This window comes from Pseudomonas sp. N-1-13, from assembly GCF_057787095.1.
On record NZ_JBYNRI010000001.1, the window covers coordinates 1,585,097 to 1,608,335 of the forward strand.

Here is a 23,239-nt window from a genome sequence, read left to right on the forward strand (position 1 = left end):
GTCGTTATGTCTGCCAAGAGTGATGGTTTACCCAGCGACCTGATCCGCGCTCGGGACGTCGGTGGTTTTGACGTCTGGTCGCTGCCCAGCTTCGATCCCCACGTGCCCGAGCCTGAGCCTGAGCCCGAGGAAGAACTGCCGGAAATGGAGGAGGTGCCGCTGGAAGAAGTCCAGCCACTGACCCTCGAAGAAGTCGAAAGCATTCGTCAGGAGGCCTACAACGAAGGCTTCGCCATTGGTGAAAAAGAAGGTTTCCATAGCACCACGCTCAAGGTTCGCCAGGAAGCCGACGTAGCGCTGACAGCCAAGCTCCGCGCGCTGGAATCGCTGATGCTCAACCTGTTCGAGCCCATCGCCGAGCAGGACACTCAGATCGAGAAGTCCCTGGTCGGGCTGGTGCAGCACATCACTCGACAAGTGATCCAGCGGGAACTGGCCATTGATTCGAGCCAGATCGAACACGTCATGCGCGAAGCCCTCAAGCTTTTGCCGTTGGGCGTGGGCAATGTGCGGCTGTACATCAATCCTCAGGATTTCGAACTGGTCAAGGCGCTGCGTGAGCGTCATGAAGAAACCTGGCGCATCGTCGAGGACGAATCCCTGCTGCCGGGCGGTTGCCGTGTGGAAACCGAGCACAGCCGCATTGATGCGACCATCGAAACCCGCATCAGCCAGATCATGGCCAAGCTCTTCGACCAGTTGCACGAACAGGCACTGCACCCGGCTGCTGCCGACCTGAGCCTGGAATTGCCGGACGAGCCCCAGGTTGACACCTCTATTGATCCAGACGCCGCAGAGTCGGATGCTCTTGAACTCAGTCCCCCTGAACTGGACGGCCGCGATGCGCCTTGAGCGAACCAGCTTCGGCAAGCGCCTGGGCAGCTACGCCGAGGCCACCGAGCTGGCCGGGCAGCCGATCCTGGAAGGTCGCTTGCTGCGCATGGTTGGCCTGACCCTCGAAGCCGAGGGCCTGCGTGCCGCCATGGGCAGTCGCTGCATGGTGATCAACGACGACAGTTATCACCCGGTCCAGGTCGAAGCCGAAGTCATGGGCTTCTCCGGCAGCAAGGTCTTTCTGATGCCGGTGGGCAGCGTAGCCGGCATCGCACCTGGCGCGCGGGTTGTGCCTTTGGCTGACACCGGTCGGCTGCCCATGGGCATGAGCATGCTCGGACGGGTGCTGGACGGCGCCGGGCGTGCCCTGGACGGCAAGGGCGGCATGAAGGCCGAGGATTGGGTGCCGATGGACGGCCCGACGATCAACCCCCTCAAGCGCGACCCCATCAGCGTGCCGCTGGACGTGGGCATTCGTTGCATCAACGGTTTGTTGACGGTCGGGCGCGGTCAGCGTCTGGGCCTGTTTGCCGGTACGGGGGTGGGCAAGAGTGTGCTGCTGGGCATGATGACCCGATTCACCGAGGCGGACATTATCGTGGTCGGGCTGATCGGCGAACGGGGCCGCGAGGTGAAGGAGTTCATCGAGCACATCCTCGGCGAAGAGGGCCTCAAGCGATCAGTGGTCGTGGCTTCGCCAGCCGATGATGCACCGTTGATGCGCCTGCGGGCCGCCATGTACTGCACGCGAATCGCCGAGTATTTCCGCGACAAGGGTAAGAATGTCCTGCTGCTGATGGACTCGTTGACCCGTTTCGCCCAGGCCCAGCGGGAAATCGCCCTGGCCATCGGCGAACCGCCGGCCACCAAGGGCTATCCACCCTCGGTATTCGCCAAGTTGCCCAAGCTGGTTGAGCGCGCCGGTAATGCGGAAAAGGGCGGCGGTTCGATCACGGCGTTCTATACCGTGCTGTCCGAAGGCGACGATCAGCAGGATCCCATTGCCGACTCGGCCCGTGGCGTGCTCGACGGTCACATCGTGTTGTCCCGGCGTCTGGCCGAAGAAGGGCACTATCCGGCCATCGACATCGAGGCGTCCATTAGTCGGGTCATGCCGTCGGTCATCAGCGCCGAGCACCTCAAGCGTGCCCAACAGTTCAAGCAATACTGGTCGCGCTATCAGCAAAGCCGCGATCTGATCAGCGTCGGTGCCTACGTGCCCGGCGGTGATCGTGAGACCGATACCGCCATCAATCTCTATCCGGCAATGGCGGTCTATCTGCGCCAGAGCCTGAACGACAACATCGGCATGGGCGCCAGCGAGGCGCACCTGCAGAGCATCTTCACTCCGGTCGCCGGCGGATAACCGGCCATGGCCACGAGTCGTGCGGCGCGTCTGGCGCCCGTGGTGGAGATGGCGGAAAAAGCCGAAAAAACCGCCGTCCAGCGTCTGGCATATTTCCAGGGGCAGGTGGCCGTCGCCGAAAGCAAACTGGCGGACCTGGAAAACTTCCGTCTCGAATACCAGGAGCAGTGGATCGCCCGTGGCAGCCATGGGGTTTCCGGCCAATGGTTGCTGGGTTACCAGGGCTTTCTTGCGCAATTGGGCACCGCCATTGACCAGCAGCGCCAGAGTCTGGTCTGGCACCAGAACAACCTGGAAAAGGCTCGCCAGAGTTGGCAGGAGGCTTTCGCCCGGGTCGAAGGGCTGCGCAAACTCGTACAGCGTTATATCGACGAAGCGCGGCGATTGGAGGACAGGCGGGAGCAAAAACTGCTGGATGAATTGTCCCAGCGTCTGCCGCGTCAGGATCCGTATTGATCATCGGGCCGGGATTTTGAGAGGGAAGTGTTCCAAACCTTGCTCAGACTTCTACCAGGTGCTAAACCTTGTACACGTATGTCCATGACAAGGAAGCCGAACATGTCAGTCGTTACCGAAGTATCCCCCGATGGGCAAAAGCTGACGATCTCGATCAAGGGTCGTTTCGATTTTGGGCGGCATCAGGAGTTTCGCGAGTCTTACGAGCGGCTCAACAAAAAGCCCGAATCCATTGTGGTGGACTTGAAAGAAGCCACTTATCTCGACAGTTCCGCCTTGGGCATGCTCCTGCTGCTACGCGATCATGCCGGCGGCGAAGATTCGGATATCCGGATCGTGAACAGCAACAGTGACGTCAAGAAAATCCTCGCGATCTCCAACTTCGACAAGCTGTTCGATATCTATCCGAAAGAAGAAGCAGGGAAAGACAGCTCGGGAGAAAAAGACAAGCCACAGGCAGGCCATCTCCAGGACAAACTTCATCCCGGAAAAGCTTGACCGGCAGCCATGTTGTCCGACCTCGAACCGCTGACGGTCCTGATTGCCGAAGACAGTGCCGCTGACCGACTGCTGCTGTCGACTATTGTCCGTCATCAGGGCCATCACGTGCTCACTGCGGCTGACGGTGCCGAAGCGGTGGACATCTATATCCAGCAGCGTCCGCACCTGGTGCTGATGGATGCGATGATGCCGGTGATGGATGGTTTCGAGGCGGCGCAAAAGATCAAGCAACTGGCTGGGGAGCAGTTGGTTCCGATCATCTTTCTCACCTCGTTGACCGAAAGCGAAGCCTTGGCCCGATGTCTGGAAGCCGGGGGGGACGATTTTCTGGCCAAGCCGTATAACCAGGTCATCCTGGCCGCCAAGATCAAGGCCATGGACCGCTTGCGTCGGTTGCAGGCCACTGTCGTGGAACAGCGTGACCAGATATCCCGGCACCATGACTACCTGCTCAACGAGCAGCGCGTGGCCAAGGCCGTGTTCGACAAGATCGCCCATTCCGGCTGTCTGAGCGCACCGAACATCCGTTACCTGCAATCCCCTTACGCCCTGTTCAACGGCGATCTGCTGCTGGCCGCATTCAACCCGGCGGGCGATATGCACATCCTGCTGGGGGATTTCACCGGACACGGTTTGCCGGCCGCTGTCGGCGCGATGCCGCTGGCAGAGGTGTTCTACGGCATGACCGCCAAAGGTTATGGCCTGGCGCAGATCCTGCGGGAGATGAATGCCAAGCTCAAGCGCATCCTGCCGGTGGACATGTTCTGTTGCGCGACCCTGTTATGCCTGAGTTTCCAGCGCTGCACGGTGGAAGTCTGGAACGGCGGCATGCCCGATGGTTACCTGCATGACAGCCTCAGCGGTGTGCGCACGCCATTGCCGGCGCGGCACCTGCCGCTGGGCGTGCTCACTCCCCAGTTGTTCGATGACCGCACTGAAGTACACCCCATGTCGCTGGGTGACCGGGTATTCCTGCTGTCCGATGGCGTGATCGACACCGCTGACGACAATGAGCAGCTGTTTGGCGTGGAGCGTTTGCAACAGGTCTTTTCGGCCAATCGTGAGCCCGACTGTCTTTTCGAAGACATCCAGCAAGCCTTGCGGGACTTTCGCGGCGAGCCGCGGGACGACTTCAGCATGGTCGAGGTGCGCTTGGTCGCGCCGACGCAACTCAACCCGCCACCGCCGGTCTATTCCGATAGCGGCCAGTCCAGTCCCCTGGACTGGTCGATGAGTTTCGAGTTTCGCGCGCAGACGCTCAGGCGGTTCAACCCGATGCCGTACCTGTTGCAGCTGTTGCTTGAGGTTCATGGGCTCAGGGCTCAGAGTGGCGCTCTTTACAGCGTGCTGTCGGAGCTCTACTCCAATGCGCTGGACCATGGCGTATTGGGGCTCGATTCGAGTCTCAAGCGCGACGCGTCGGGTTTCGCCCGTTACTACAGCGAGCGCAACCAGCGCCTGGATGAATTGAACAGCGGTCACGTCCGGGTTCATGTGCACGTCACGCCTCACGGTGACGGTGGTCGTCTGGTCATTGAAGTCGAAGACAGTGGCCAGGGCTTCGATGTCGCCCGGGTGTTGGCACGACCTGCGGACAGTAACCGGTTGTCGGGGCGCGGCGTGAGCCTGGTGCGTCAGTTGAGCCATCAGGCCTGCTGGTCCGACGATGGTCGTAGTGCGCGCGTGGAGTTTTTCTGGGAGGCTCTGGCATAATCGGCGCCATTCTTGATCAGGGAGCGAACAAGTGAGTGAGATTCATCTGGACCGCGACGTACTGAGTACGTTGAAGGAAGTCATGGAGGACGGGTATCTGGAGTTGCTGGATACCTTTCTTAACGATTCCGAAGCACGCCTGCGTGTGCTGCATGAGGCGCGGGATGCGGAAAAGCTCAGTGCCACGGCCCACAGTTTCAAGGGCAGCAGCAGCAACATGGGCGCCATCCGCCTGGCAGAACTGTGTGGCGAACTGGAGCAACGTGCCAAACAGCCGTCGTTGAGCGGGATTGAAAAGCTGGTCAGCGAAATCGACAGTGAATTCGCCCATGTCCGCAAGCTTTGCAGGGAAGAGCGTGAAGGGTTCCACTGCTGAGATTCGAGCATTGCCAATAGGTTGGCCCGTCCCTTGCATTGTCCTCTCTCGACTGTACCTATGATTCCAGTGCAGCGGAGACCTTTTTATGCCCGTAACGCCCAATACACTGCTTCAGGCCACCCCGCAGGCCAAGCCTCAGGCCGCCGTCAATTCACCGGCAGCGGCCCCTGAGTTCGGGAATAAAGCCTCCAGCTTCGCCCAGGTCTTCGCCCGCCAGGCCCCCGCGAAGTCGTCGACCGCCCCCGAGCCATCGGTTAAACAGGTGCGCGACCAGGCTTCTGATAACACCGTCAAAAAAGACGATGGCAACGAAACGGCTGCCGCCTCCGAGACGACGGTTGCCGATAGCGGCAAATCCTTGCCCGCCGACAAGCCGTCAACGGCCGATGACAAGGTGGCCAGTGATGACGGTGCCGACACGACTGAAACCCCAGTGGCGGAAGTTGCTTCTGGCGATCCGGCTGTGGACCCCGCGCTGCTGCCGGATATGATCGCAACGGTTGTCGCAACCGAGGCAGAACCCGCCCCCGTGGTGGCCACGACGGTGCCTCAAGTCGCGGCTGCGGTGGCGGCGCCGGTTGCTCCATTGGCCGCAGCAGCCCAGACTTCGGCTGTGGTCGATCCTGAATTCGATCCGGCGGCCGATCCGCTTGATGCATTGCCTGCCTTGCGCCTGGCGATGGAGCAGAGCGGCCATGTTTCCGCTGCCAGCCACGCGCAGTCCAAGACACCTGCCCCTGCATCGGTTGACGGTGAGCCGACATCGGCCCAAACCTTTGCCGCCGGCATGGCAAGCATGCTCACCGTCCAGGCTGATCAGAGCAGTACCGGCCCCGGCAGCCAGGGCAGTGAAAAAGCATTTGGCGGTTTGATCAATGAAGGTCTCAAGGATCTGACCGCCGCCTCCAGCGATACTCGCGTGGATGACTTCGCCAACCGTCTGGCAGCGCTAACCCAGGCCGCCACGCCAAAAACCGCCAATGCGATACCGGTCAACCAGCCTATCGCCATGAATCAGAGCGGCTGGACCGAAGAAGTGGTCAACCGGGTGATGTACCTGTCGAGTGTCAACCTCAAGGCGGCCGATATCCAGTTGCAGCCGGCCGAACTCGGTCGTCTGGATATTCGGGTGAACATGGTTCCGGATCAGCAGACCCAAGTGACGTTCATGAGCGCTCATTCCGGCGTTCGCGAAGCGCTCGAAGGTCAGATGCATCGCCTGCGCGACAGTTTTGCCCAGCAGGGCATGGGCCAGGTCGACGTCAGCGTGTCCGACCAATCCCGTGGCTCCCAAGGGCAGGAACAGCAAGCGCAGCAACAGGCCCAGGCTGGGCGCACAACATCGTCCGGCGGTCGGGTGGATTCGGTAGAGGAAGACCTGCCAGCCAGCATTGCTGAAGTAGCAGCCACTGCCACCAGCGTGATCGGCACCAGCGCGGTCGATTTCTACGCCTGACCCCAAGATGCCCCCAATGTGGGAGCGAGCCTGCTCGCGATAGAGGTGAATCAGTCCCAAAATGGGTGACTGACACTCCGCTATCGCGAGCAGGCTCGCTCCCACATTGGTTTTATGGCGTTCTGCAGATTGCATCCCAATCGTGATCCTTGTGCCCCGACACTTCTGGCATAACACTTGCTCCTGCCTTGCCGTGCAACAGTGAAAACCCCGATTAGTGACGGATTATTGGCATGGCGAAGAGCGAAGCAGCAGCTGTAAAGGACCCGGCAACCAAGGGCAAAATCAAGCTGATCATCTTGATCGTGGTGGGCTTGCTCCTGGCCATTGGGGTCTCTGTGGGGGCGACCTGGTATTTCATGCACAACGCTCAAAGCAAGCCGGCCGTGGCGGTCGAGGCCGCGCCGGTGGGCAAGCAGCCGGCGATTTTCGAGCCGATGGCGCCCGCTTTCGTGGCCAACTACACCCAGAACGGCCGCCAACGCTACATGCAGGTCAGTATCACCCTGTTGGGCCGCAACCAGGCTGATCTGGAAGCGCTGCGGGTGCACATGCCACTGATCCGCAATAACCTGGTGATGCTCTTTTCCGGACAGAATTTCGACACCCTGGCCACGCCCGTCGGCCAGGAAATGCTGCGTCAGAAAGCCACGGCCAGCGTGCAGGAAGTGGCTCAGAAAGAGCTCGGCAAAGTGGTGATCGAACAGTTGCTCTTCACTAACTTCGTATTGCAGTAGGAACCCGACATGGCCGTGCAGGACCTGTTGTCCCAGGATGAAATCGACGCGCTGTTGCATGGTGTCGACGATGGCCTGGTGCAGACCGAAAACGCTGCTGAGCCGGGCAGCGTCAAAAGCTACGACCTGACCAGCCAGGATCGCATCGTTCGCGGACGGATGCCGACCCTGGAAATGATCAACGAGCGTTTCGCCCGATACACCCGCATCAGCATGTTCAACATGCTGCGCCGTTCGGCCGATGTGGCCGTCGGTGGCGTGCAGGTGATGAAGTTCGGTGAATACGTGCACTCGCTGTATGTACCCACCAGCCTCAACCTGGTGAAGATCAAGCCGTTGCGCGGCACAGCGCTGTTCATCCTTGACGCCAAACTGGTGTTCAAGCTGGTGGACAACTTCTTCGGCGGTGACGGTCGTCACGCCAAGATCGAAGGGCGTGAATTCACCCCGACCGAGCTGCGGGTAGTGCGCATGGTGCTGGAGCAGGCCTTTGTCGATCTGAAGGAGGCCTGGCAGGCGATCATGGAAGTGAACTTCGAATACATCAACTCGGAAGTGAACCCGGCCATGGCCAACATCGTCGGCCCGAGCGAAGCCATTGTGGTTTCGACCTTCCACATCGAGCTCGATGGCGGTGGTGGCGATCTGCACGTGACCATGCCGTACTCGATGATCGAGCCGGTACGGGAAATGCTCGACGCCGGCTTCCAGTCGGATCTCGACGATCAGGATGAGCGCTGGATCAATGCTTTGCGTCAGGATGTGCTGGATGTCGACGTGCCGATCGGCGCGACGGTTGCCCGGCGTCAGCTGCGCCTGCGGGACATCCTGCATATGCAGCCGGGGGACATTATTCCTGTCGAGATGCCTGAAGACATGATCATGCGCGCCAACGGTGTACCGGCCTTCAAGGTCAAGATGGGCTCTCACAAAGGCAACCTGGCGTTGCAGGTGATCGAGCCGATCGAACGCCGCTGAGCGGTGTCGAATCCTTACGTTTTTAACTGAATTTTTGCCCGCCGAGGACAAATGATGGCTGACGATATGAACACCCAGGATGACCAGGCGCTGGCCGACGAGTGGGCTGCGGCCCTGGAAGAAACCGGCGACGCCGGGCAGGCCGACATTGACGCTTTGCTGGCGGCCGACACTGGCGCTCATGCCTCCAACCGCCTGCCGATGGAAGAGTTTGGCAGCGTGCCCAGAAGCAACGAACAGGTGACGCTGGACGGGCCGAACCTGGACGTGATTCTCGACATCCCGGTGTCGATTTCCATGGAAGTGGGCAGCACCGACATCAACATCCGCAATCTGCTGCAGCTTAACCAGGGCTCGGTGATCGAGCTGGATCGCCTGGCTGGCGAGCCGTTGGATGTACTGGTCAACGGCACGCTGATCGCCCATGGCGAGGTAGTGGTGGTCAACGAGAAGTTCGGCATTCGCCTGACGGACGTGATCAGCCCGAGCGAACGCATCAAGAAGTTGCGCTGAGTGAAAGGTTTTTTCGCCGCAGCCTTGATGCTGCCATTCAGCGTGTTGGCGGCCGAACCGGTAGCCACCGTAGCGGCTGCGCCGGCGGCGGGTAGCGGGATCGCCGGGCAACTGGCGCAATTGGTGCTCGGTCTGCTGCTGGTGCTGGGGTTGATCTTCTTCCTGGCCTGGTTGCTGCGGCGCGTGCAGCAGGCGGGGCCAGCCGGCAAGGGGCAGGTCATCGACATCGTCGGTTCCCGCGCGCTTGGCCCGCGGGACCGGCTGGTGCTGGTTCAGGTTGGCAACGAGCAGATTCTGCTGGGGCTGAGCCCGGGCACCATTACTGCATTGCATGTTCTCAAGGAGCCGGTGCAGGTGCCTGCCACCGACCAGGCCACCCCCGAGTTTGCCCAGCGTCTCATGGAACTGTTGGGTAAAGATCAGAAGGATAAAAAGTAATGCCATTGCGCATTCTGTTGGCGGTGGTCCTGATGCTGGCCGCGCCGTTGGTGCTTGCCGCCGATCCACTGTCGATCCCGGCAATTACCTTGGGCACCAACGCCGAAGGAGCTCAGGAGTATTCGGTCAGCCTGCAGATCCTGCTGATCATGACCGCGCTGAGTTTCATCCCGGCGTTCGTCATGCTGATGACCAGTTTCACTCGGATCATTATCGTCTTTTCGATCCTGCGCCAGGCCCTGGGCTTGCAGCAGACGCCGTCGAATCAGATTCTTACCGGCATGGCGCTGTTCTTGACGATGTTCATCATGGCACCGGTCTTCGACCGGGTGAACCAGGATGCGCTGCAGCCCTATCTGGCGGAAACCATCACCGCCCAGGACGCGGTGGCCAAGGCTGAAGTGCCGATCAAGGATTTCATGCTGGCCCAGACCCGCACCAGCGACCTGGAACTGTTCATGCGCCTGTCCAAGCGCACTGACATTGCCAGCCCGGATCAAGCGCCGCTGACCATCCTGGTGCCGGCGTTCGTGACGTCCGAGCTCAAGACCGCGTTCCAGATTGGTTTCATGATTTTCATCCCGTTCCTGATCATCGACCTGGTGGTCGCCAGTGTGCTCATGGCCATGGGTATGATGATGCTGTCGCCATTGATCATTTCCCTGCCGTTCAAGATCATGCTGTTCGTGCTCGTGGACGGCTGGGCCCTGATCATCGGCACCCTGGCGGGCAGTTTCGGCGGTGTTTAGGCCATTTGTGCGGGTAGCAAGAATATGACGCCTGAAGTAGCGGTAGACCTGTTCCGCGAAGCGCTCTGGCTGACGACCATGATGGTCGCTGTGCTGGTGATACCCAGCCTGCTGGTGGGCTTGCTGGTGGCGATGTTCCAGGCCGCGACCCAGATCAACGAACAGACCCTCAGCTTCCTGCCGCGTCTGCTGGTAATGCTGGTGACGTTGATCGTCGCCGGTCCCTGGCTGGTGCAAACTTTCATGGAATACATCCTGCAGCTTTACGGCAGTATTCCGCAGTTGATCGGCTGACCTGATGTCGATGCTCGAACTGACGGATACCCAGATCAGTACCTGGGTGGCGTCATTTATCCTGCCGCTGTTTCGTGTCACCGCGGTGCTGATGAGCATGCCGGTGTTTGGCACTACCCTTGTGCCAACCCGCGTACGGCTGTATTTCGCTCTGGCGATTACGGTGGTCATCGCACCAGGGTTGCCACCTATGCCGCCGGTCAACGCTCTGGACCTCAGTGCATTGATGCTGGTGGCCGAGCAGATTCTGATTGGCGTCTTGATGGGCTTTTCGCTGCAGCTGTTTTTCCAGGCGTTTGTGGTGGCCGGGCAAATCATTTCGATCCAGATGGGCATGGCGTTCGCCTCCATGGTCGACCCCACCAACGGTGTGAACAGCGCAGTGATCGGGCAGTTCCTGACGATGCTGGTGACCCTGCTGTTTCTGGCCATGAACGGGCACCTGGTGGTGTTTGAGGTGTTGACCGAGAGCTTCACCACATTGCCGGTGGGCAGCGCGATGCTGGTCAATCATTTCTGGGACATCGCCGGCAAGCTTGGCTGGGTTCTAGGGGCGGCGATGGTGTTGGTATTGCCCGCGATTACCGCGTTGCTGGTGGTCAATATTGCCTTTGGCGTGATGACCCGGGCGGCGCCGCAGTTGAACATTTTCTCCATCGGTTTTCCGTTGACCCTGGTGCTGGGCCTGGTGATTTTCTGGATCAGCCTGGGGGATATTCTCAATCAGTACCAGCCGCTGGCGACCCAGGCCCTGCAGCTGTTACGCGACATGGCACAGGCGCGCTGAACCATGGCCGAAAGCGAGAGTGGGCAGGACAAGACAGAAGACCCCACGGAGAAGCGCAAGAAGGAGTCTCGGGACAAGGGCGAGATTGCGCGCTCCAAGGAGCTCAATACCCTGGCGGTGATGTTGGCCGGGGCGGGCGGTCTGTTGATTTATGGCGGCGGGCTGGCCCTGGATCTGCTGGAAATCATGCGCCTGAATTTTTCCTTGCCCCGCGAGGTACTGCTCAGTCCCGGTGCCATGGGGCAATACCTGCTGCACTCCGGCAAGATCGCGATCCTGGCCGTGCAACCGATCCTGATCTTTCTGCTGTTGGCGGCCATTATTGGCCCGATTTCCCTGGGGGGCTGGCTGTTTGCCGGTAAGAGCCTGGCGCCCAAGTTCAGTCGGATGAACCCGGCCAACGGCCTCAAGCGAATGTTTTCCAGCACGGCGCTGATGGAGTTGCTCAAGGCGCTTGGGAAGTTTTTCCTGATCCTGTTTGTCGCCCTGACGGTACTGCAGGCCGATATCGACGACTTGCTGCGCATCGCCCATGAACCCTTGGAGCAGGCCATTATCCACAGCGTGCAGCTGGTGGGCTGGAGTACCTTGTGGATGGCTTGCGGCTTGATTCTGATCGCCGCCATCGACGTGCCGATCCAGCTGTATCAGAGCAAGCAGAAGCTGATGATGACCAAGCAGGAGATCCGCGACGAGCATAAGGACCAGGAGGGCAAGCCGGAGGTCAAGCAACGGATTCGCCAGTTGCAGCGTGAAGTGTCCCAGCGCCGGATGATGGCGGCGATCCCGGATGCCGACGTGGTCATCACCAACCCGACTCACTACGCCGTGGCACTCAAGTACGACCCCGATAAAGGCAATGCTCCGGTGTTGCTGGCCAAGGGCAGTGATTTCCTGGCGCTGAAAATCCGCGAGATTGCCGTAGCCAACGAAGTGATGCTGCTCGAGTCCCCCGCGTTGGCGCGATCGATTTACTACTCCACCGAACTCGACCAGGAAATCCCCGGAGGCCTGTACCTGGCCGTGGCCCAGGTGTTGGCCTACGTCTATCAGATCCGTCAACACCGCGCCGGCAAGGGCAAGCGCCCCGAGCCTCTCAAGGATTTGCCGATTCCACCGGATTTGCGCCGCGACTCCTGACTCGGGCCTGTGCTGATTGCGCTCGGATGCAGAACCAGTGGGAGCGAGCCTCGATTGCATTCAGCGCCTTGGCTAGCGCCTCTATTTCAGCCTCTGACAAAAGTTGGAAGGCTTCTTGCAATACCCCGTCTGCGCCCGTTTCGGGCGTCAAAAGTTTGCTTCACAGGAACGGGGATTATTGGTGGATCGCTCTCAGTTATTCAACACCGCGCGCAACAACGTAGCCGACCTCAGCCGGGGTAATCTGGGCGTGCCGTTGTTGCTGCTGGTCATGCTCGCCATGATGATGCTGCCGGTGCCACCGTTTCTGCTGGACGTGTTCTTCACGTTCAACATTGCTTTGTCCATCGTTGTACTGCTGGTGTGTGTGTACGCATTGCGGCCACTGGATTTCGCGGTGTTCCCGACCATTCTGCTGGTGGCGACGCTGATGCGCCTGGCGCTCAACGTGGCGTCCACCCGGGTGGTGATGATCCACGGGCATGAAGGCCACGCCGCTGCCGGTAAGGTGATCCAGGCCTTCGGTGAAGTGGTGATCGGCGGAAACTACGTGGTGGGTATCGTCGTCTTCGCCATTTTGATGATCATCAACTTTGTCGTGGTGACCAAGGGTGCCGGACGGATTTCCGAGGTGAGTGCGCGTTTCACCCTCGATGCAATGCCCGGCAAGCAAATGGCAATCGACGCCGATCTCAACGCTGGCCTGATCGATCAGGGCCAGGCCAAGGCCCGTCGTCTGGAAGTGGCCCAGGAAGCCGAGTTCTATGGCTCCATGGACGGTGCCAGCAAATTCGTGCGCGGCGATGCCATCGCCGGCCTGCTGATCCTCTTCATCAACCTGATCGGCGGTATGGCTGTCGGTATCTTCCAGCATGGCATGACATTCGGTGATGCCGGCAAGGTTTACGCGCTGTTAACCATTGGTGACGGTTTGGTGGCGCAATTGCCATCACTGTTGTTATCCACAGCTGCCGCGATCATGGTGACCCGTGCGTCCGGCTCCGAAGACATGGGTAAGCAGATCGGCCGGCAGATGTTTGCATCGCCCAAGGCGTTGGCCGTTGCAGCCGGACTGATGGCCGTGATGGGCCTGGTCCCCGGGATGCCCCATTTCTCGTTTCTGAGCATGGCCGCATTGGCGGCGGGTGGCGCCTACCTGTTCTGGAAGAAACAGAACGTACAAAAGGTTCAGGCTCTGCAGGAGGTCAAGCGTCAGCAGGAACTGTTGCCGTCGCCGGCTCGTGCCATGGAAACCAAGGAGCTGGGCTGGGACGACGTGACGCCGATCGACATGATCGGCCTGGAAGTCGGTTACCGTCTGATCCCCTTGGTGGACCGCAATCAGGGTGGTCAATTGCTCGCGCGGATCAAGGGTGTGCGCAAGAAGCTGTCCCAGGACCTGGGCTTTCTGATGCCCACCGTACATATTCGTGACAACCTCGATCTGGCGCCAAGTGCCTATCGCTTGACGCTGATGGGGGTGATCCTGGCCGAAGCCGAGATTTACCCGGACCGTGAACTGGCGATCAACCCGGGACAGGTCTACGGTTCGCTCAACGGCATTACCGCCAAGGATCCGGCTTTTGGCCTGGAAGCGGTATGGATCGAAATCAGCCAGCGGGCCCAGGCCCAGTCCCTTGGCTATACCGTGGTGGACGCCAGTACCGTGGTCGCGACCCACTTGAACCAGATTCTGTACAAGCACTCCAGCGAGCTGATCGGTCACGAAGAAGTCCAGCAATTGCTGCAAGTGCTGGCCAAAGGCTCGCCGAAGCTGGCCGAAGAGCTGGTGCCTGGCGTGGTTTCGTTGTCGCAATTGCTCAAGGTGTTGCAAGCGCTGTTGGCTGAGCAGGTGCCGGTGCGCGACATTCGCAGCATTGCCGAGGCTATCGCCAACAACGCTTCCAAGAGTCAAGATACCGCCGCTCTGGTGGCTGCGGTGCGGGTTGGCGTATCCCGTGCAATCGTCCAAAGCATTGTAGGCACTGAGTCGGAGCTGCCTGTGATCACGTTGGAGCCAAGGTTGGAACAGATATTGCTCAATAGTCTGCAGAAGGCAGGACAAGGCTCGGAAGAGGGCGTTCTGCTGGAGCCAAGCATGGCCGAGAAGCTGCAGCGTTCGCTGATCGATGCAGCCCAGCGGCAGGAGATGCAAGGCCAACCGGTGATCCTGCTGGTGGCCGGTCCGATTCGCGCGATGCTTTCGCGATTCGGGCGCCTCGCGGTCCCGGGGCTGCATGTGCTGGCGTACCAGGAAATACCGGACAACAAGCAAGTGACCATCGTTGCGACAGTAGGGCCCAACGGCTGAGGTAGTGGTTTATGCAAGTGAAGCGTTTTTTCGCCGCCGATATGCGTCAGGCCATGAAGCTGGTTCGTGACGAGCTGGGCGCTGAAGCCGCCATCATCGGCAACCGTCGGATCGCCGGCGGTGTCGAGCTGACGGCGGCTCTGGATTACAAATTGTCGGCGCTGGCCCCACGTGTTCCCAACATGGAACTCGAGGATGAGCTGCGCAAGACCCAGTCGCGCATCGCCAGTGCCCAGGCCGAATTGAGCTTGCGCAGCAGTGACGGCGAAGCCAGCGCGGGCACCAATCGTCAATTGTTCGCCGGCCAGCCTCTGACCGCTGGATTGCCGTTGACCGCTGCTGAGCCACTGGTCGAGCAGGCCAAGGCCGAGCCGCGTCGTCCGGCGCCGGTTCAGGCTGCCTCAGGCGGTGGCGTCGACCCGCGCGCCCTGGACTCGATGCGCTTCGAACTCAACAGCCTGCGTGAACTGATGGAAGTTCAGCTCGGCTCCCTGGCCTGGAACCAGTTGCAAGGCAACCGTCCGGCCCAGGCAAACCTGTGGCGTCGCCTGCAACGCATCGGCCTGTCCGGTCCGTTGTCCCGCGACCTGCTGGCGCTGATCAACGATATCGAAGAACCTCGTCAGGCCTGGCGCATGTTGCTGGCGCACCTGGCGCGGATGATCGCCACACCGGAAGTCGAGCCTCTCGAAGAAGGTGGCGTCATTGCCATGGTCGGCCCGGCCGGCATGGGCAAGACCACCACCCTGGCCAAGCTCGCGGCGCGTTATGTACTCAAGTACGGCGCCCAGAGCATCGCCCTGGTGAGCATGGACAGTTTCCGTATCGGTGCCCAGGAACAACTCAAGACCTTGGGCCGGATCCTCAATGTGTCGGTGACCCATGTGGATCCGGGCCAGTCCCTGGCCCAGGCGCTGGAACCGCTGCTGCGCAAGCGCGTCGTGCTGATCGATACCGCCGGCCTGCAAGCCAGCGATCCGGCCCTGCGCATGCAGCTTGAAAGCCTGGCCGGGCGTGGGATCCGGTCAAAAAATTATCTCGTGTTGGCAACCACCAGCCAGAAACAGGTTCTAACCGCCGCATACCACAGCTACAAACGCTGCGGGCTGGCCGGCTGCATCCTGACTAAGCTGGACGAAACGGCAAGCCTGGGCGAGGTGTTGAGCCTGGCGATCGGTCATGATTTACCGGTGGCCTACCTGACCGACGGGCCGCGGATCCCGGATGATTTGCATCTGCCGCGCCGTCATCAACTGGTCAGTCGTGCCGTGAGTGTGCAAATGCAGGAAGAACCCAGCGAAGAAGCCATGGCTGATATGTTCGCTGATATCTACCACAGCCCGACCAAGCAGGTCGGCTGAGGTAATCATGAATATTTTTTGTACCTACATCGATGGTCTGCCATGCATTGTTCCTTCATGCGAGCGCGCAGCCAGTAATGTGGCCTCCGTCTAAGTAAGACAAGGTAAAGAACGAACATGGGCAGCATGCATCCCGTACAGGTGATCGCGGTGACCGGCGGCAAAGGTGGCGTCGGCAAGACTAACGTGTCAGTGAACTTGTCCCTGGCTCTGGCAGAGCTTGGCCGACGGGTCATGCTGCTGGACGCCGACCTGGGCCTGGCGAACGTCGACGTGCTGCTGGGGCTCACGCCCAAGCGCACGCTGGCGGACGTGATAGAGGGCCGCTGCGAACTGCGCGACGTGCTGCTGCAAGGGCCGGGCGGGATTCGCATCGTGCCGGCTGCCTCGGGCACCCAGAGCATGGTTCACCTGACCCCGGCTCAACACGCCGGCCTGATCCAGGCCTTCAGCGACATCGGTGACAACCTCGATGTGCTGGTGATCGACACCGCTGCCGGTATCGGTGATTCGGTCGTCAGTTTCGTACGCGCTGCCCAGGAAGTCTTGCTGGTGGTCTGCGACGAACCGACGTCCATCACCGACGCCTATGCCCTGATCAAGTTATTGAACCGTGACTACGGCATGAACCGCTTCCGCGTCCTGGCCAACATGGCCCAGAGCCCGCAGGAAGGTCGCAACCTGTTCGCCAAGTTGACAAAGGTCACGGATCGTTTCCTGGACGTCGCCCTACAATACGTCGGCGCTGTGCCCTACGACGAAAGCGTACGCAAGGCCGTCCAGAAGCAACGTGCGGTTTATGAAGCCTTTCCCCGTTCCAAATGCGCACTGGCGTTCAAGGCTATTGCCCAGAAGGTTGATACCTGGCCACTGCCAGCCAACCCTCGCGGGCATCTGGAGTTTTTCGTCGAGCGTCTCGTGCAACAAACAGCAGGGCCCGTGTTATGACAGCCAGCGGTTACAACCATCTCTACAAGAAATCGGCACGGGACGCCCAGTACGAATTGATTGAGCGATACGCGCCTCTGGTCAAGCGTATCGCCTATCACTTGCTGGCGCGGTTGCCGGCCAGTGTCCAGGTTGAAGACCTGATCCAGGCGGGCATGATCGGCCTGCTCGAAGTGTCGAACAAATACGACGCGAGCAAGGGCGCCAGTTTCGAGACCTATGCCGGTATTCGCATTCGCGGGGCGATGCTCGATGAAGTCCGTAAGGGTGATTGGGCGCCGCGTTCGGTGCATCGCAATACCCGCATGGTCAGTGACGCCATTCGCGCCATTGAAGCTAAAACCGGGCGTGACGCTAAAGATCACGAGGTTGCGGCCGAACTCCAATTGAGTCTCGATGATTATTACGGGATTTTGAACGATACCTTGGGCAGTCGCCTGTTCAGTTTCGACGACCTGCTGCAGGACGGCGAACACGAAGGGCTGCACGAGGACGGCGCGAGTGCTCACATGGAGCCATCGCGTGACCTGGAAGATGAGCGTTTCCAGAGCGCGCTGGCGGATGCGATTGCCAATTTGCCGGAGCGTGAGCGACTGGTCTTGGCGCTGTACTACGACGAAGAGCTGAACCTCAAGGAAATCGGTGAGGTCCTGGGTGTCAGCGAATCGCGGGTCAGCCAGTTACACAGCCAGTGCGCGGCCCGTTTGCGGGGGCGTTTGGGGGAGTGGCGAGCGCGCTGACAGCAGTGTGGGGACACTGCGAACGAGGCTGGCCTGGCATGTGCTGAGCCAGTCTTTCTCTGTTGTCCTCCAGACCGTTGTCGAGTGTTGTGCCGGATTGATTGAAATGGCGCGTTCAGGTGCTGGGCGCGTTTAAGACTGCTTGGAGGTCGAATTGGACAAGAACATGAAAATCCTCATCGTTGATGACTTCTCAACGATGCGGCGGATCATAAAAAACCTGTTGCGTGACCTTGGGTTCACCAACACGGTCGAGGCCGACGATGGCACCACTGCCATTCCGGTTCTCAACAGCGGAAGCATCGACTTTCTGGTGACTGACTGGAACATGCCCGGCATGACCGGTATCGACTTGCTGCGCCATGTGCGCGCCGACGAAAAACTCAAGCACCTTCCGGTGCTGATGGTCACTGCCGAAGCCAAGCGCGAGCAGATCATCGAAGCGGCCCAGGCCGGTGTGAACGGCTACGTGGTCAAACCCTTCACGGCCCAGGCGTTGAAAGAGAAGATCGAAAAAATCTTCGAACGCATCGGTTAACGGCGCCACGGGGGAGCTATGGATAACGAATCTTCAATGGGTGATTTCGAATCGACCCTGAAAAAACATGCCCGCGAACTGGTCGACAGCCTTGAGAAAGGCCGCTTTGGCGATGCGGTTCAAATGATCCATGAGCTCAACCAGACCCGTGACCGCGGTCTGTATCAGGAAGTGGGCAAGCTCACGCGTGAACTGCACAGCGCGATTGTCAATTTTCAGATCGATCCGAACATGCCGCAGGCCGAGGAGGTCTCGCAGATCACCGACGCGACCGAGCGTCTGGGTTATGTGGTCAAGCTGACCGAGGCCGCGGCCAACCGCACCATGGACCTGGTGGAGAACGCAACGCCGCTGGTCAATGGCCTGAGCGATGAAGCCCAGGCCTTGAGCACCGACTGGGGTCGCTTCATGCGGCGCGAAGTCGGGGCTGAAGAGTTTCGCGAGCTGGCCCGTCGGGTCGACGGTTTCCTGACGCGCAGTAGCGCCGAGAACCGCGCCGTGGCGAGCAACCTCAACGACATTCTGCTGGCTCAGGACTATCAAGACCTGACCGGCCAGGTGATCAAGCGGGTGACCCAACTGGTCACCGAAGTGGAAAGCAACCTGCTCAAACTGGTGTTGATGGCCAGCCAGGTAGACCGCTTTGCAGGCATCGAACACGACCGTGAAGCGATGCTCGCTGAAAAAGATCCACAAAAACATCTCTCTCAGGGTGAAGGTCCGCAAATTCATGCCGATAAAAGAGAAGACGTTGTGTCCGGTCAGGACGATGTGGACGATTTGCTGTCCAGCCTTGGATTTTAGGTTTTAGACCTCTAGGAGCACCCATTAATGAGCTTCGGCGCCGATGAAGAGATCCTTCAGGATTTCCTGGTTGAGGCCGGCGAGATTCTAGAGCAACTGTCCGAACAGCTGGTCGAGCTGGAAAGCCGACCTGATGATGCGGATCTGCTCAATGCAATTTTTCGCGGTTTCCACACTGTAAAAGGAGGCGCCGGCTTCCTCCAGCTCAATGAGCTGGTGGAGTGCTGTCACATTGCCGAAAACGTGTTCGACATCCTGCGCAAGGGTGAGCGTCGCGTTGACTCGGAATTGATGGACGTGGTGCTCGAAGCGCTGGATGCGGTCAACAGCATGTTCAGTGAAGTGCGCGAGCGCTCACCGATCACCGCTGCTACGCCTGAGCTGCTCGCCGCGCTGTCGCGCCTGGCCGAGCCGCAGTCGGCTGACGAAGCTGCACCGGTAGCCGCGCCAGTGGTTGAGGAACCGGTCGCCGAGGAATCAGGCGACATCACCGATAACGAATTCGAACAACTGCTGGACTCGCTGAACGCCGTCAAGGCTCAAGCCCAGGCTCCGGCAGCGCCTGCTGCGCCGGCCGCCGATGCCGCCGCCAGCGATGAAATCACCGACGCCGAGTTCGAGTCGCTGCTCGATCAGCTTCACGGCAAGGGCCAGTTCGCCGTGGATGCCGTCGCCCCCCCGAGTGCTCCGGCCGCCCCGAAAGCGGCGGGCGACAACTCCGATATCACCGACGATGAGTTCGAGGCTTTGCTCGATCAGTTGCACGGCAAGGGTAACTTCGCCGTGGACGCACTGGATTCGGCTATCGCCTCCGCGCCGACCCCAGCCAAGCCTGCCGCCGCCGCAGCGGGCAGCGACCTGATCAGCGATCACGAATTCGAATCACTGCTCGACGAACTGCACGGCAAGGGCAAGTTCAGCGAAGTCGGCACCGCCTCAACAGCCACTGCGCCTGCCGCCACTGCCACAGCGGCTGCGCCAGCGGAGAAGGCCGCGGCCAAACCCGCCGCCAAGGCACCGGAACCGAAGGCTGAGACACCCAAGCCTGCTGCCGCCGCCCCGGCGCCAGCCCGCGCACCGGCGGCCGCGCCGGCGGAAAAGCCGGCCAGCGAAGCCGAGACCACTGTACGGGTCGACACCGCTCGCCTGGACGAGATCATGAACATGGTCGGCGAACTGGTGCTGGTGCGTAACCGCCTGGTGCGCCTGGGCCTCAACAGCCAGGACGAAGCCATGGCCAAGGCCGTGTCGAACCTGGACGTGGTCACGGCTGACTTGCAGACGGCGGTCATGAAGACCCGGATGCAGCCGATCAAGAAAGTCTTCGGGCGCTTCCCGCGCCTGGTTCGCGACCTGGCACGCCAGCTCAAGAAAGAAATCAACCTGGAACTGGTGGGCGAAGAGACCGACCTGGACAAGAACCTGGTCGAGGCTCTGGCCGATCCACTGGTCCACTTGGTGCGCAACGCGGTCGACCACGGTATCGAGTCGCCGCAAGAGCGCGAAGAGTCAGGCAAGCCCCGCAGCGGCAAGGTGGTATTGGCCGCCGAGCAAGAAGGCGACCACATCCTGCTGTCGATCTCCGACGACGGCAAAGGCATGGACCCGAACGTACTGCGCTCCATCGCGGTGAAGCGCGGTGTGATGGACAAGGATGCCGCCGACCGCCTGAGCGACACCGAGTGCTACAACCTGATCTTCGCCCCGGGGTTCTCGACCAAGACCGAGATTTCCGACGTGTCGGGCCGTGGCGTGGGCATGGATGTGGTGAAAACCAAGATTTCCCAGCTCAACGGTTCGATCAACATCTACTCGACCAAGGGCCAGGGCTCGAAAATCGTCATCAAGGTCCCGCTGACCCTGGCGATCATGCCGACCCTGATGGTGATGCTGGGCAACCAGGCATTCGCCTTCCCGCTGGTCAATGTCAACGAAATCTTCCACCTCGACCTGTCGCGCACCAACGTGGTGGACGGCCAGGAAGTGGTGATCGTGCGGGACAAGGCACTGCCGCTGTTCTACCTCAAGCGCTGGCTGGTCAGCTCCGCCGCTCATGTCGAGCAGGGTGAAGGCCATGTGGTGATCCTTTCGGTGGGCACCCAGCGGATCGGCTTCGTCGTCGATCAGTTGGTGGGCCAGGAAGAAGTGGTCATCAAGCCGCTAGGCAAGATGCTCCAGGGCACCCCGGGCATGTCCGGCGCCACCATCACCGGCGACGGTCGCATCGCGTTGATTCTCGATGTGCCAAGCATGCTCAAGCGTTACGCCGCACGGCGTATTTGATTCTGGAGGGGCGCGGCCCGCAGCCGCGTCTCGTCTAACGGAGTGTTTATGGTAGTTAAAGTCCTGGTGGTGGACGATTCGGGGTTTTTCCGCCGCCGCGTCTCGGAAATTCTCTCGGCGGACCCGAGTATTCAGGTCGTCGGTACGGCGACCAACGGCAAAGAGGCAATCGATCAGGCGCTGGCGCTCAAGCCGGACGTGATCACCATGGACTACGAGATGCCGATGATGGATGGCATCACGGCGGTGCGGCATATCATGCAGCGCTGCCCGACCCCAGTATTGATGTTCTCCTCCCTGACCCATGAAGGCGCCCGGGTGACCCTCGATGCGCTGGACGCCGGGGCGGTGGATTTCCTGCCGAAAAATTTCGAAGACATTTCGCGCAACCCCGACAAGGTTCGGCAGTTGCTGTGCGAGAAGGTCCACAGTATTTCCCGCAGCAACCGGCGTGTCGGTGCCTATAGCATACCTGCGCCAGCGCCTGCACCAGCCCCGGCTTCATCGGGCAGCTTCAATCCGGCCCCAGCGCGCAGTGCCCCGGCCCCAGCGCCAGCTCGTTCCGCGCCCGCCAGTACGTCATCGTCGCCGGCCCCCAAGCGCAAAGCCTACAAACTGGTCGCTATTGGTACGTCCACCGGCGGCCCGGTGGCGTTGCAGCGGGTCCTGACCCAGTTGCCGGCCAACTTTCCGGCGCCGATCGTGCTGATCCAGCATATGCCCGCGGCCTTCACCAAGGCGTTCGCCGAGCGTCTGGACAAGCTGTGTCGTATCAGCGTCAAGGAGGCCGAGGATGGCGACATCCTGCGTCCGGGCCTGGCGCTGTTGGCGCCAGGCGGCAAGCAGATGATGATCGATGGTCGCGGCGCGGTGAAAATCCTGCCCGGCGATGAGCGGCTCAATTACAAACCGTGCGTGGACATCACTTTCGGCTCCGCCGCTAAATCCTACGGCGACAAAGTTCTGGCGGTGGTGCTCACCGGCATGGGCGCCGACGGTCGCGAAGGCGCGCGCCTGCTCAAGCAGGGCGGCAGCGCCATTTGGGCCCAGGATGAAGCCAGTTGCGTGATCTATGGCATGCCGATGGCGATTGTCAAAGCGGATCTGGCCGACGCGGTGTACGGGCTGGACGACATCGGTAGACATCTGGTCGAGGCGTGCCTGTAATGGATGTGCTCAGCCTGATCGGCATCATCATGGCGTTCGTCGCCATTATTGGTGGCAATTACCTGGAAGGCGGTCACCTGGGGGCCTTGGCCAACGGCCCGGCGGCGTTGATCGTGATCGGCGGCACCGTGGGCGCGGCGCTGTTGCAGTCGCCCATGAGCGCCTTCAAGCGCGCCATGCAGGTGCTCATCTGGATTCTGTTCCCGCCACGTGTCGACCTGGCCGGTGGCATCGACCGCGTGGTGAACTGGAGTCTGACCGCCCGCAAGGAAGGTTTGCTGGGCCTGGAAGGGGTGGCCGACGCCGAACCCGACAACTATTCGCGCAAAGGCCTGCAACTGTTGGTGGACGGCGCTGAGCCGGAAGCCATCCGCAGCATCCTGGAAGTGGATTTCTACACCCAGGAAAGCCGTGACATCGAAGCGGCCAAAGTCTTTGAAAGCATGGGTGGCTATGCGCCGACCATCGGCATCATCGGTGCGGTGATGGGCCTGATCCACGTGATGGGCAACCTGGCCGATCCGTCGCAACTGGGCAGTGGTATCGCCGTGGCTTTCGTCGCGACCATTTATGGTGTGGCCAGTGCCAACCTGGTGCTGCTGCCGATCGCCGCCAAGCTCAAATCCATTGCGTTGCGCCAGTCGCGTTATCGCGAAATGTTGCTGGAAGGGATCCTGTCGATCGCCGAAGGTGAAAACCCGCGTTCCATTGAGTTGAAGCTTCAGGGCTTCATGGACTGATGGGAG

General features: G+C 60.5%; 24 protein-coding genes. All 24 read left to right on the forward strand.

Features of this window, described 5'->3' with window-relative positions; translation table 11 throughout:
• The first annotated feature begins 6 nt into the window (after positions 1-6).
• The 24 genes from fliH to AC3I65_RS07390 all read left to right on the forward strand — a co-directional run bounded on the left by fliH (position 7) and on the right by AC3I65_RS07390 (position 23,233).
• Positions 7-852, forward strand: a complete 846-nt coding sequence (gene fliH, locus AC3I65_RS07275; RefSeq protein WP_488523591.1) for a flagellar assembly protein FliH — start codon at positions 7-9, stop codon at positions 850-852.
• Positions 842-2,200, forward strand: coding sequence for a flagellar protein export ATPase FliI (gene fliI, locus AC3I65_RS07280; RefSeq protein WP_047226249.1), 1,359 nt, complete (start codon positions 842-844; stop codon positions 2,198-2,200). The genes fliH and fliI overlap by 11 nt, the downstream gene beginning before the upstream one ends.
• A 6-nt stretch (positions 2,201-2,206) precedes the next feature.
• Positions 2,207-2,656, forward strand: coding sequence for a flagellar export protein FliJ (gene fliJ / locus AC3I65_RS07285; RefSeq protein WP_047226250.1), 450 nt, complete (start codon positions 2,207-2,209; stop codon positions 2,654-2,656).
• Between the two features lie 102 nt (positions 2,657-2,758).
• Positions 2,759-3,154, forward strand: coding sequence for an STAS domain-containing protein (locus AC3I65_RS07290; protein WP_331717220.1), 396 nt, complete (start codon positions 2,759-2,761; stop codon positions 3,152-3,154).
• A 9-nt stretch (positions 3,155-3,163) separates the two neighbouring features.
• Positions 3,164-4,870 (forward strand): ATP-binding SpoIIE family protein phosphatase, encoded by a 1,707-nt coding sequence (locus AC3I65_RS07295; protein ID WP_488523592.1) that lies wholly within the window; start codon positions 3,164-3,166, stop codon positions 4,868-4,870.
• A 31-nt stretch (positions 4,871-4,901) separates the two neighbouring features.
• Positions 4,902-5,246, forward strand: a complete 345-nt coding sequence (locus AC3I65_RS07300; protein ID WP_047226252.1) for an Hpt domain-containing protein — start codon at positions 4,902-4,904, stop codon at positions 5,244-5,246.
• Positions 5,247-5,334: 88 nt separating this feature from the next.
• Positions 5,335-6,705, forward strand: coding sequence for a flagellar hook-length control protein FliK (locus AC3I65_RS07305; protein WP_488523593.1), 1,371 nt, complete (start codon positions 5,335-5,337; stop codon positions 6,703-6,705).
• 233 nt (positions 6,706-6,938) lie between these two features.
• Complete coding sequence (fliL, locus tag AC3I65_RS07310; RefSeq protein ID WP_047226254.1) at positions 6,939-7,442, forward strand: flagellar basal body-associated protein FliL; 504 nt, start codon at positions 6,939-6,941, stop codon at positions 7,440-7,442.
• A 9-nt stretch (positions 7,443-7,451) separates the two neighbouring features.
• Complete coding sequence (gene fliM, locus AC3I65_RS07315) at positions 7,452-8,420, forward strand: flagellar motor switch protein FliM (RefSeq protein ID WP_003184019.1); 969 nt, start codon at positions 7,452-7,454, stop codon at positions 8,418-8,420.
• A gap of 54 nt (positions 8,421-8,474) precedes the next feature.
• Positions 8,475-8,933, forward strand: a complete 459-nt coding sequence (fliN, locus tag AC3I65_RS07320; RefSeq protein ID WP_047226255.1) for a flagellar motor switch protein FliN — start codon at positions 8,475-8,477, stop codon at positions 8,931-8,933.
• Entirely contained in the window at positions 8,934-9,371 is a 438-nt protein-coding gene (gene fliO, locus AC3I65_RS07325) for a flagellar biosynthetic protein FliO (RefSeq protein WP_047226256.1), read from the forward strand.
• Positions 9,371-10,120: a flagellar type III secretion system pore protein FliP gene (fliP, locus tag AC3I65_RS07330; RefSeq protein WP_047226257.1), complete on the forward strand. Its 750-nt coding sequence runs from the start codon at positions 9,371-9,373 to the stop codon at positions 10,118-10,120. Before fliO ends, fliP begins: the two co-directional genes overlap by 1 nt.
• Positions 10,121-10,144: 24 nt before the next feature.
• The gene (fliQ, locus tag AC3I65_RS07335) at positions 10,145-10,414 is read left to right on the forward strand and encodes a flagellar biosynthesis protein FliQ (RefSeq protein WP_047226258.1); all 270 of its coding nucleotides are present in this window, start codon (positions 10,145-10,147) and stop codon (positions 10,412-10,414) included.
• A 4-nt stretch (positions 10,415-10,418) separates the two neighbouring features.
• Positions 10,419-11,201, forward strand: a complete 783-nt coding sequence (gene fliR / locus AC3I65_RS07340; protein WP_107322134.1) for a flagellar biosynthetic protein FliR — start codon at positions 10,419-10,421, stop codon at positions 11,199-11,201.
• A gap of 3 nt (positions 11,202-11,204) precedes the next feature.
• The gene (flhB, locus tag AC3I65_RS07345; protein ID WP_488523594.1) at positions 11,205-12,341 is read left to right on the forward strand and encodes a flagellar biosynthesis protein FlhB; all 1,137 of its coding nucleotides are present in this window, start codon (positions 11,205-11,207) and stop codon (positions 12,339-12,341) included.
• A gap of 181 nt (positions 12,342-12,522) precedes the next feature.
• Positions 12,523-14,652, forward strand: a complete 2,130-nt coding sequence (gene flhA, locus AC3I65_RS07350; RefSeq protein WP_047226414.1) for a flagellar biosynthesis protein FlhA — start codon at positions 12,523-12,525, stop codon at positions 14,650-14,652.
• A gap of 11 nt (positions 14,653-14,663) precedes the next feature.
• The gene (flhF, locus tag AC3I65_RS07355) at positions 14,664-16,013 is read left to right on the forward strand and encodes a flagellar biosynthesis GTPase FlhF (protein WP_047226261.1); all 1,350 of its coding nucleotides are present in this window, start codon (positions 14,664-14,666) and stop codon (positions 16,011-16,013) included.
• Between the two features lie 117 nt (positions 16,014-16,130).
• A complete protein-coding gene (gene fleN / locus AC3I65_RS07360) occupies positions 16,131-16,961 on the forward strand; it encodes a flagellar synthesis regulator FleN (protein WP_003184001.1) in 831 nt (276 codons plus the stop codon).
• The gene (fliA, locus tag AC3I65_RS07365; RefSeq protein WP_003184000.1) at positions 16,958-17,701 is read left to right on the forward strand and encodes an RNA polymerase sigma factor FliA; all 744 of its coding nucleotides are present in this window, start codon (positions 16,958-16,960) and stop codon (positions 17,699-17,701) included. Before fleN ends, fliA begins: the two co-directional genes overlap by 4 nt.
• 166 nt (positions 17,702-17,867) lie before the next feature.
• Positions 17,868-18,239: a chemotaxis response regulator CheY gene (locus tag AC3I65_RS07370; RefSeq protein ID WP_003183998.1), complete on the forward strand. Its 372-nt coding sequence runs from the start codon at positions 17,868-17,870 to the stop codon at positions 18,237-18,239.
• A gap of 18 nt (positions 18,240-18,257) precedes the next feature.
• Complete coding sequence (locus AC3I65_RS07375; protein WP_047226262.1) at positions 18,258-19,043, forward strand: protein phosphatase CheZ; 786 nt, start codon at positions 18,258-18,260, stop codon at positions 19,041-19,043.
• 27 nt (positions 19,044-19,070) lie between these two features.
• Entirely contained in the window at positions 19,071-21,326 is a 2,256-nt protein-coding gene (locus AC3I65_RS07380) for a chemotaxis protein CheW (protein WP_419417368.1), read from the forward strand.
• 48 nt (positions 21,327-21,374) lie between these two features.
• The gene (locus AC3I65_RS07385; RefSeq protein ID WP_047226264.1) at positions 21,375-22,493 is read left to right on the forward strand and encodes a protein-glutamate methylesterase/protein-glutamine glutaminase; all 1,119 of its coding nucleotides are present in this window, start codon (positions 21,375-21,377) and stop codon (positions 22,491-22,493) included.
• A complete protein-coding gene (locus AC3I65_RS07390) occupies positions 22,493-23,233 on the forward strand; it encodes a flagellar motor protein (protein ID WP_018606553.1) in 741 nt (246 codons plus the stop codon). The genes AC3I65_RS07385 and AC3I65_RS07390 overlap by 1 nt, the downstream gene beginning before the upstream one ends.
• Positions 23,234-23,239: the final 6 nt, after the last annotated feature.

Bases quoted from the DNA above. Each gene is read 5' to 3' on its own strand.
- fliA (WP_003184000.1), top strand. From the start codon at position 16,958: ATGACAGCCAGCGGTTACAACCATCTCTACAAGAAATCGGCACGGGAC.
- AC3I65_RS07295 (WP_488523592.1), top strand. From the start codon at position 3,164: ATGTTGTCCGACCTCGAACCGCTGACGGTCCTGATTGCCGAAGACAGT.
- flhB (WP_488523594.1), top strand. From the start codon at position 11,205: ATGGCCGAAAGCGAGAGTGGGCAGGACAAGACAGAAGACCCCACGGAG.
- flhF (WP_047226261.1), top strand. From the start codon at position 14,664: ATGCAAGTGAAGCGTTTTTTCGCCGCCGATATGCGTCAGGCCATGAAG.
- AC3I65_RS07370 (WP_003183998.1), top strand. From the start codon at position 17,868: ATGAAAATCCTCATCGTTGATGACTTCTCAACGATGCGGCGGATCATA.
- AC3I65_RS07305 (WP_488523593.1), top strand. From the start codon at position 5,335: ATGCCCGTAACGCCCAATACACTGCTTCAGGCCACCCCGCAGGCCAAG.
- fliQ (WP_047226258.1), top strand. From the start codon at position 10,145: ATGACGCCTGAAGTAGCGGTAGACCTGTTCCGCGAAGCGCTCTGGCTG.
- fliR (WP_107322134.1), top strand. From the start codon at position 10,419: ATGTCGATGCTCGAACTGACGGATACCCAGATCAGTACCTGGGTGGCG.
- AC3I65_RS07375 (WP_047226262.1), top strand. From the start codon at position 18,258: ATGGATAACGAATCTTCAATGGGTGATTTCGAATCGACCCTGAAAAAA.
- fliJ (WP_047226250.1), top strand. From the start codon at position 2,207: ATGGCCACGAGTCGTGCGGCGCGTCTGGCGCCCGTGGTGGAGATGGCG.
- AC3I65_RS07390 (WP_018606553.1), top strand. From the start codon at position 22,493: ATGGATGTGCTCAGCCTGATCGGCATCATCATGGCGTTCGTCGCCATT.
- fliN (WP_047226255.1), top strand. From the start codon at position 8,475: ATGGCTGACGATATGAACACCCAGGATGACCAGGCGCTGGCCGACGAG.
- fliL (WP_047226254.1), top strand. From the start codon at position 6,939: ATGGCGAAGAGCGAAGCAGCAGCTGTAAAGGACCCGGCAACCAAGGGC.
- fleN (WP_003184001.1), top strand. From the start codon at position 16,131: ATGGGCAGCATGCATCCCGTACAGGTGATCGCGGTGACCGGCGGCAAA.
- AC3I65_RS07380 (WP_419417368.1), top strand. From the start codon at position 19,071: ATGAGCTTCGGCGCCGATGAAGAGATCCTTCAGGATTTCCTGGTTGAG.
- fliI (WP_047226249.1), top strand. From the start codon at position 842: ATGCGCCTTGAGCGAACCAGCTTCGGCAAGCGCCTGGGCAGCTACGCC.
- AC3I65_RS07385 (WP_047226264.1), top strand. From the start codon at position 21,375: ATGGTAGTTAAAGTCCTGGTGGTGGACGATTCGGGGTTTTTCCGCCGC.
- fliM (WP_003184019.1), top strand. From the start codon at position 7,452: ATGGCCGTGCAGGACCTGTTGTCCCAGGATGAAATCGACGCGCTGTTG.
- fliH (WP_488523591.1), top strand. From the start codon at position 7: ATGTCTGCCAAGAGTGATGGTTTACCCAGCGACCTGATCCGCGCTCGG.
- fliP (WP_047226257.1), top strand. From the start codon at position 9,371: ATGCCATTGCGCATTCTGTTGGCGGTGGTCCTGATGCTGGCCGCGCCG.
- AC3I65_RS07290 (WP_331717220.1), top strand. From the start codon at position 2,759: ATGTCAGTCGTTACCGAAGTATCCCCCGATGGGCAAAAGCTGACGATC.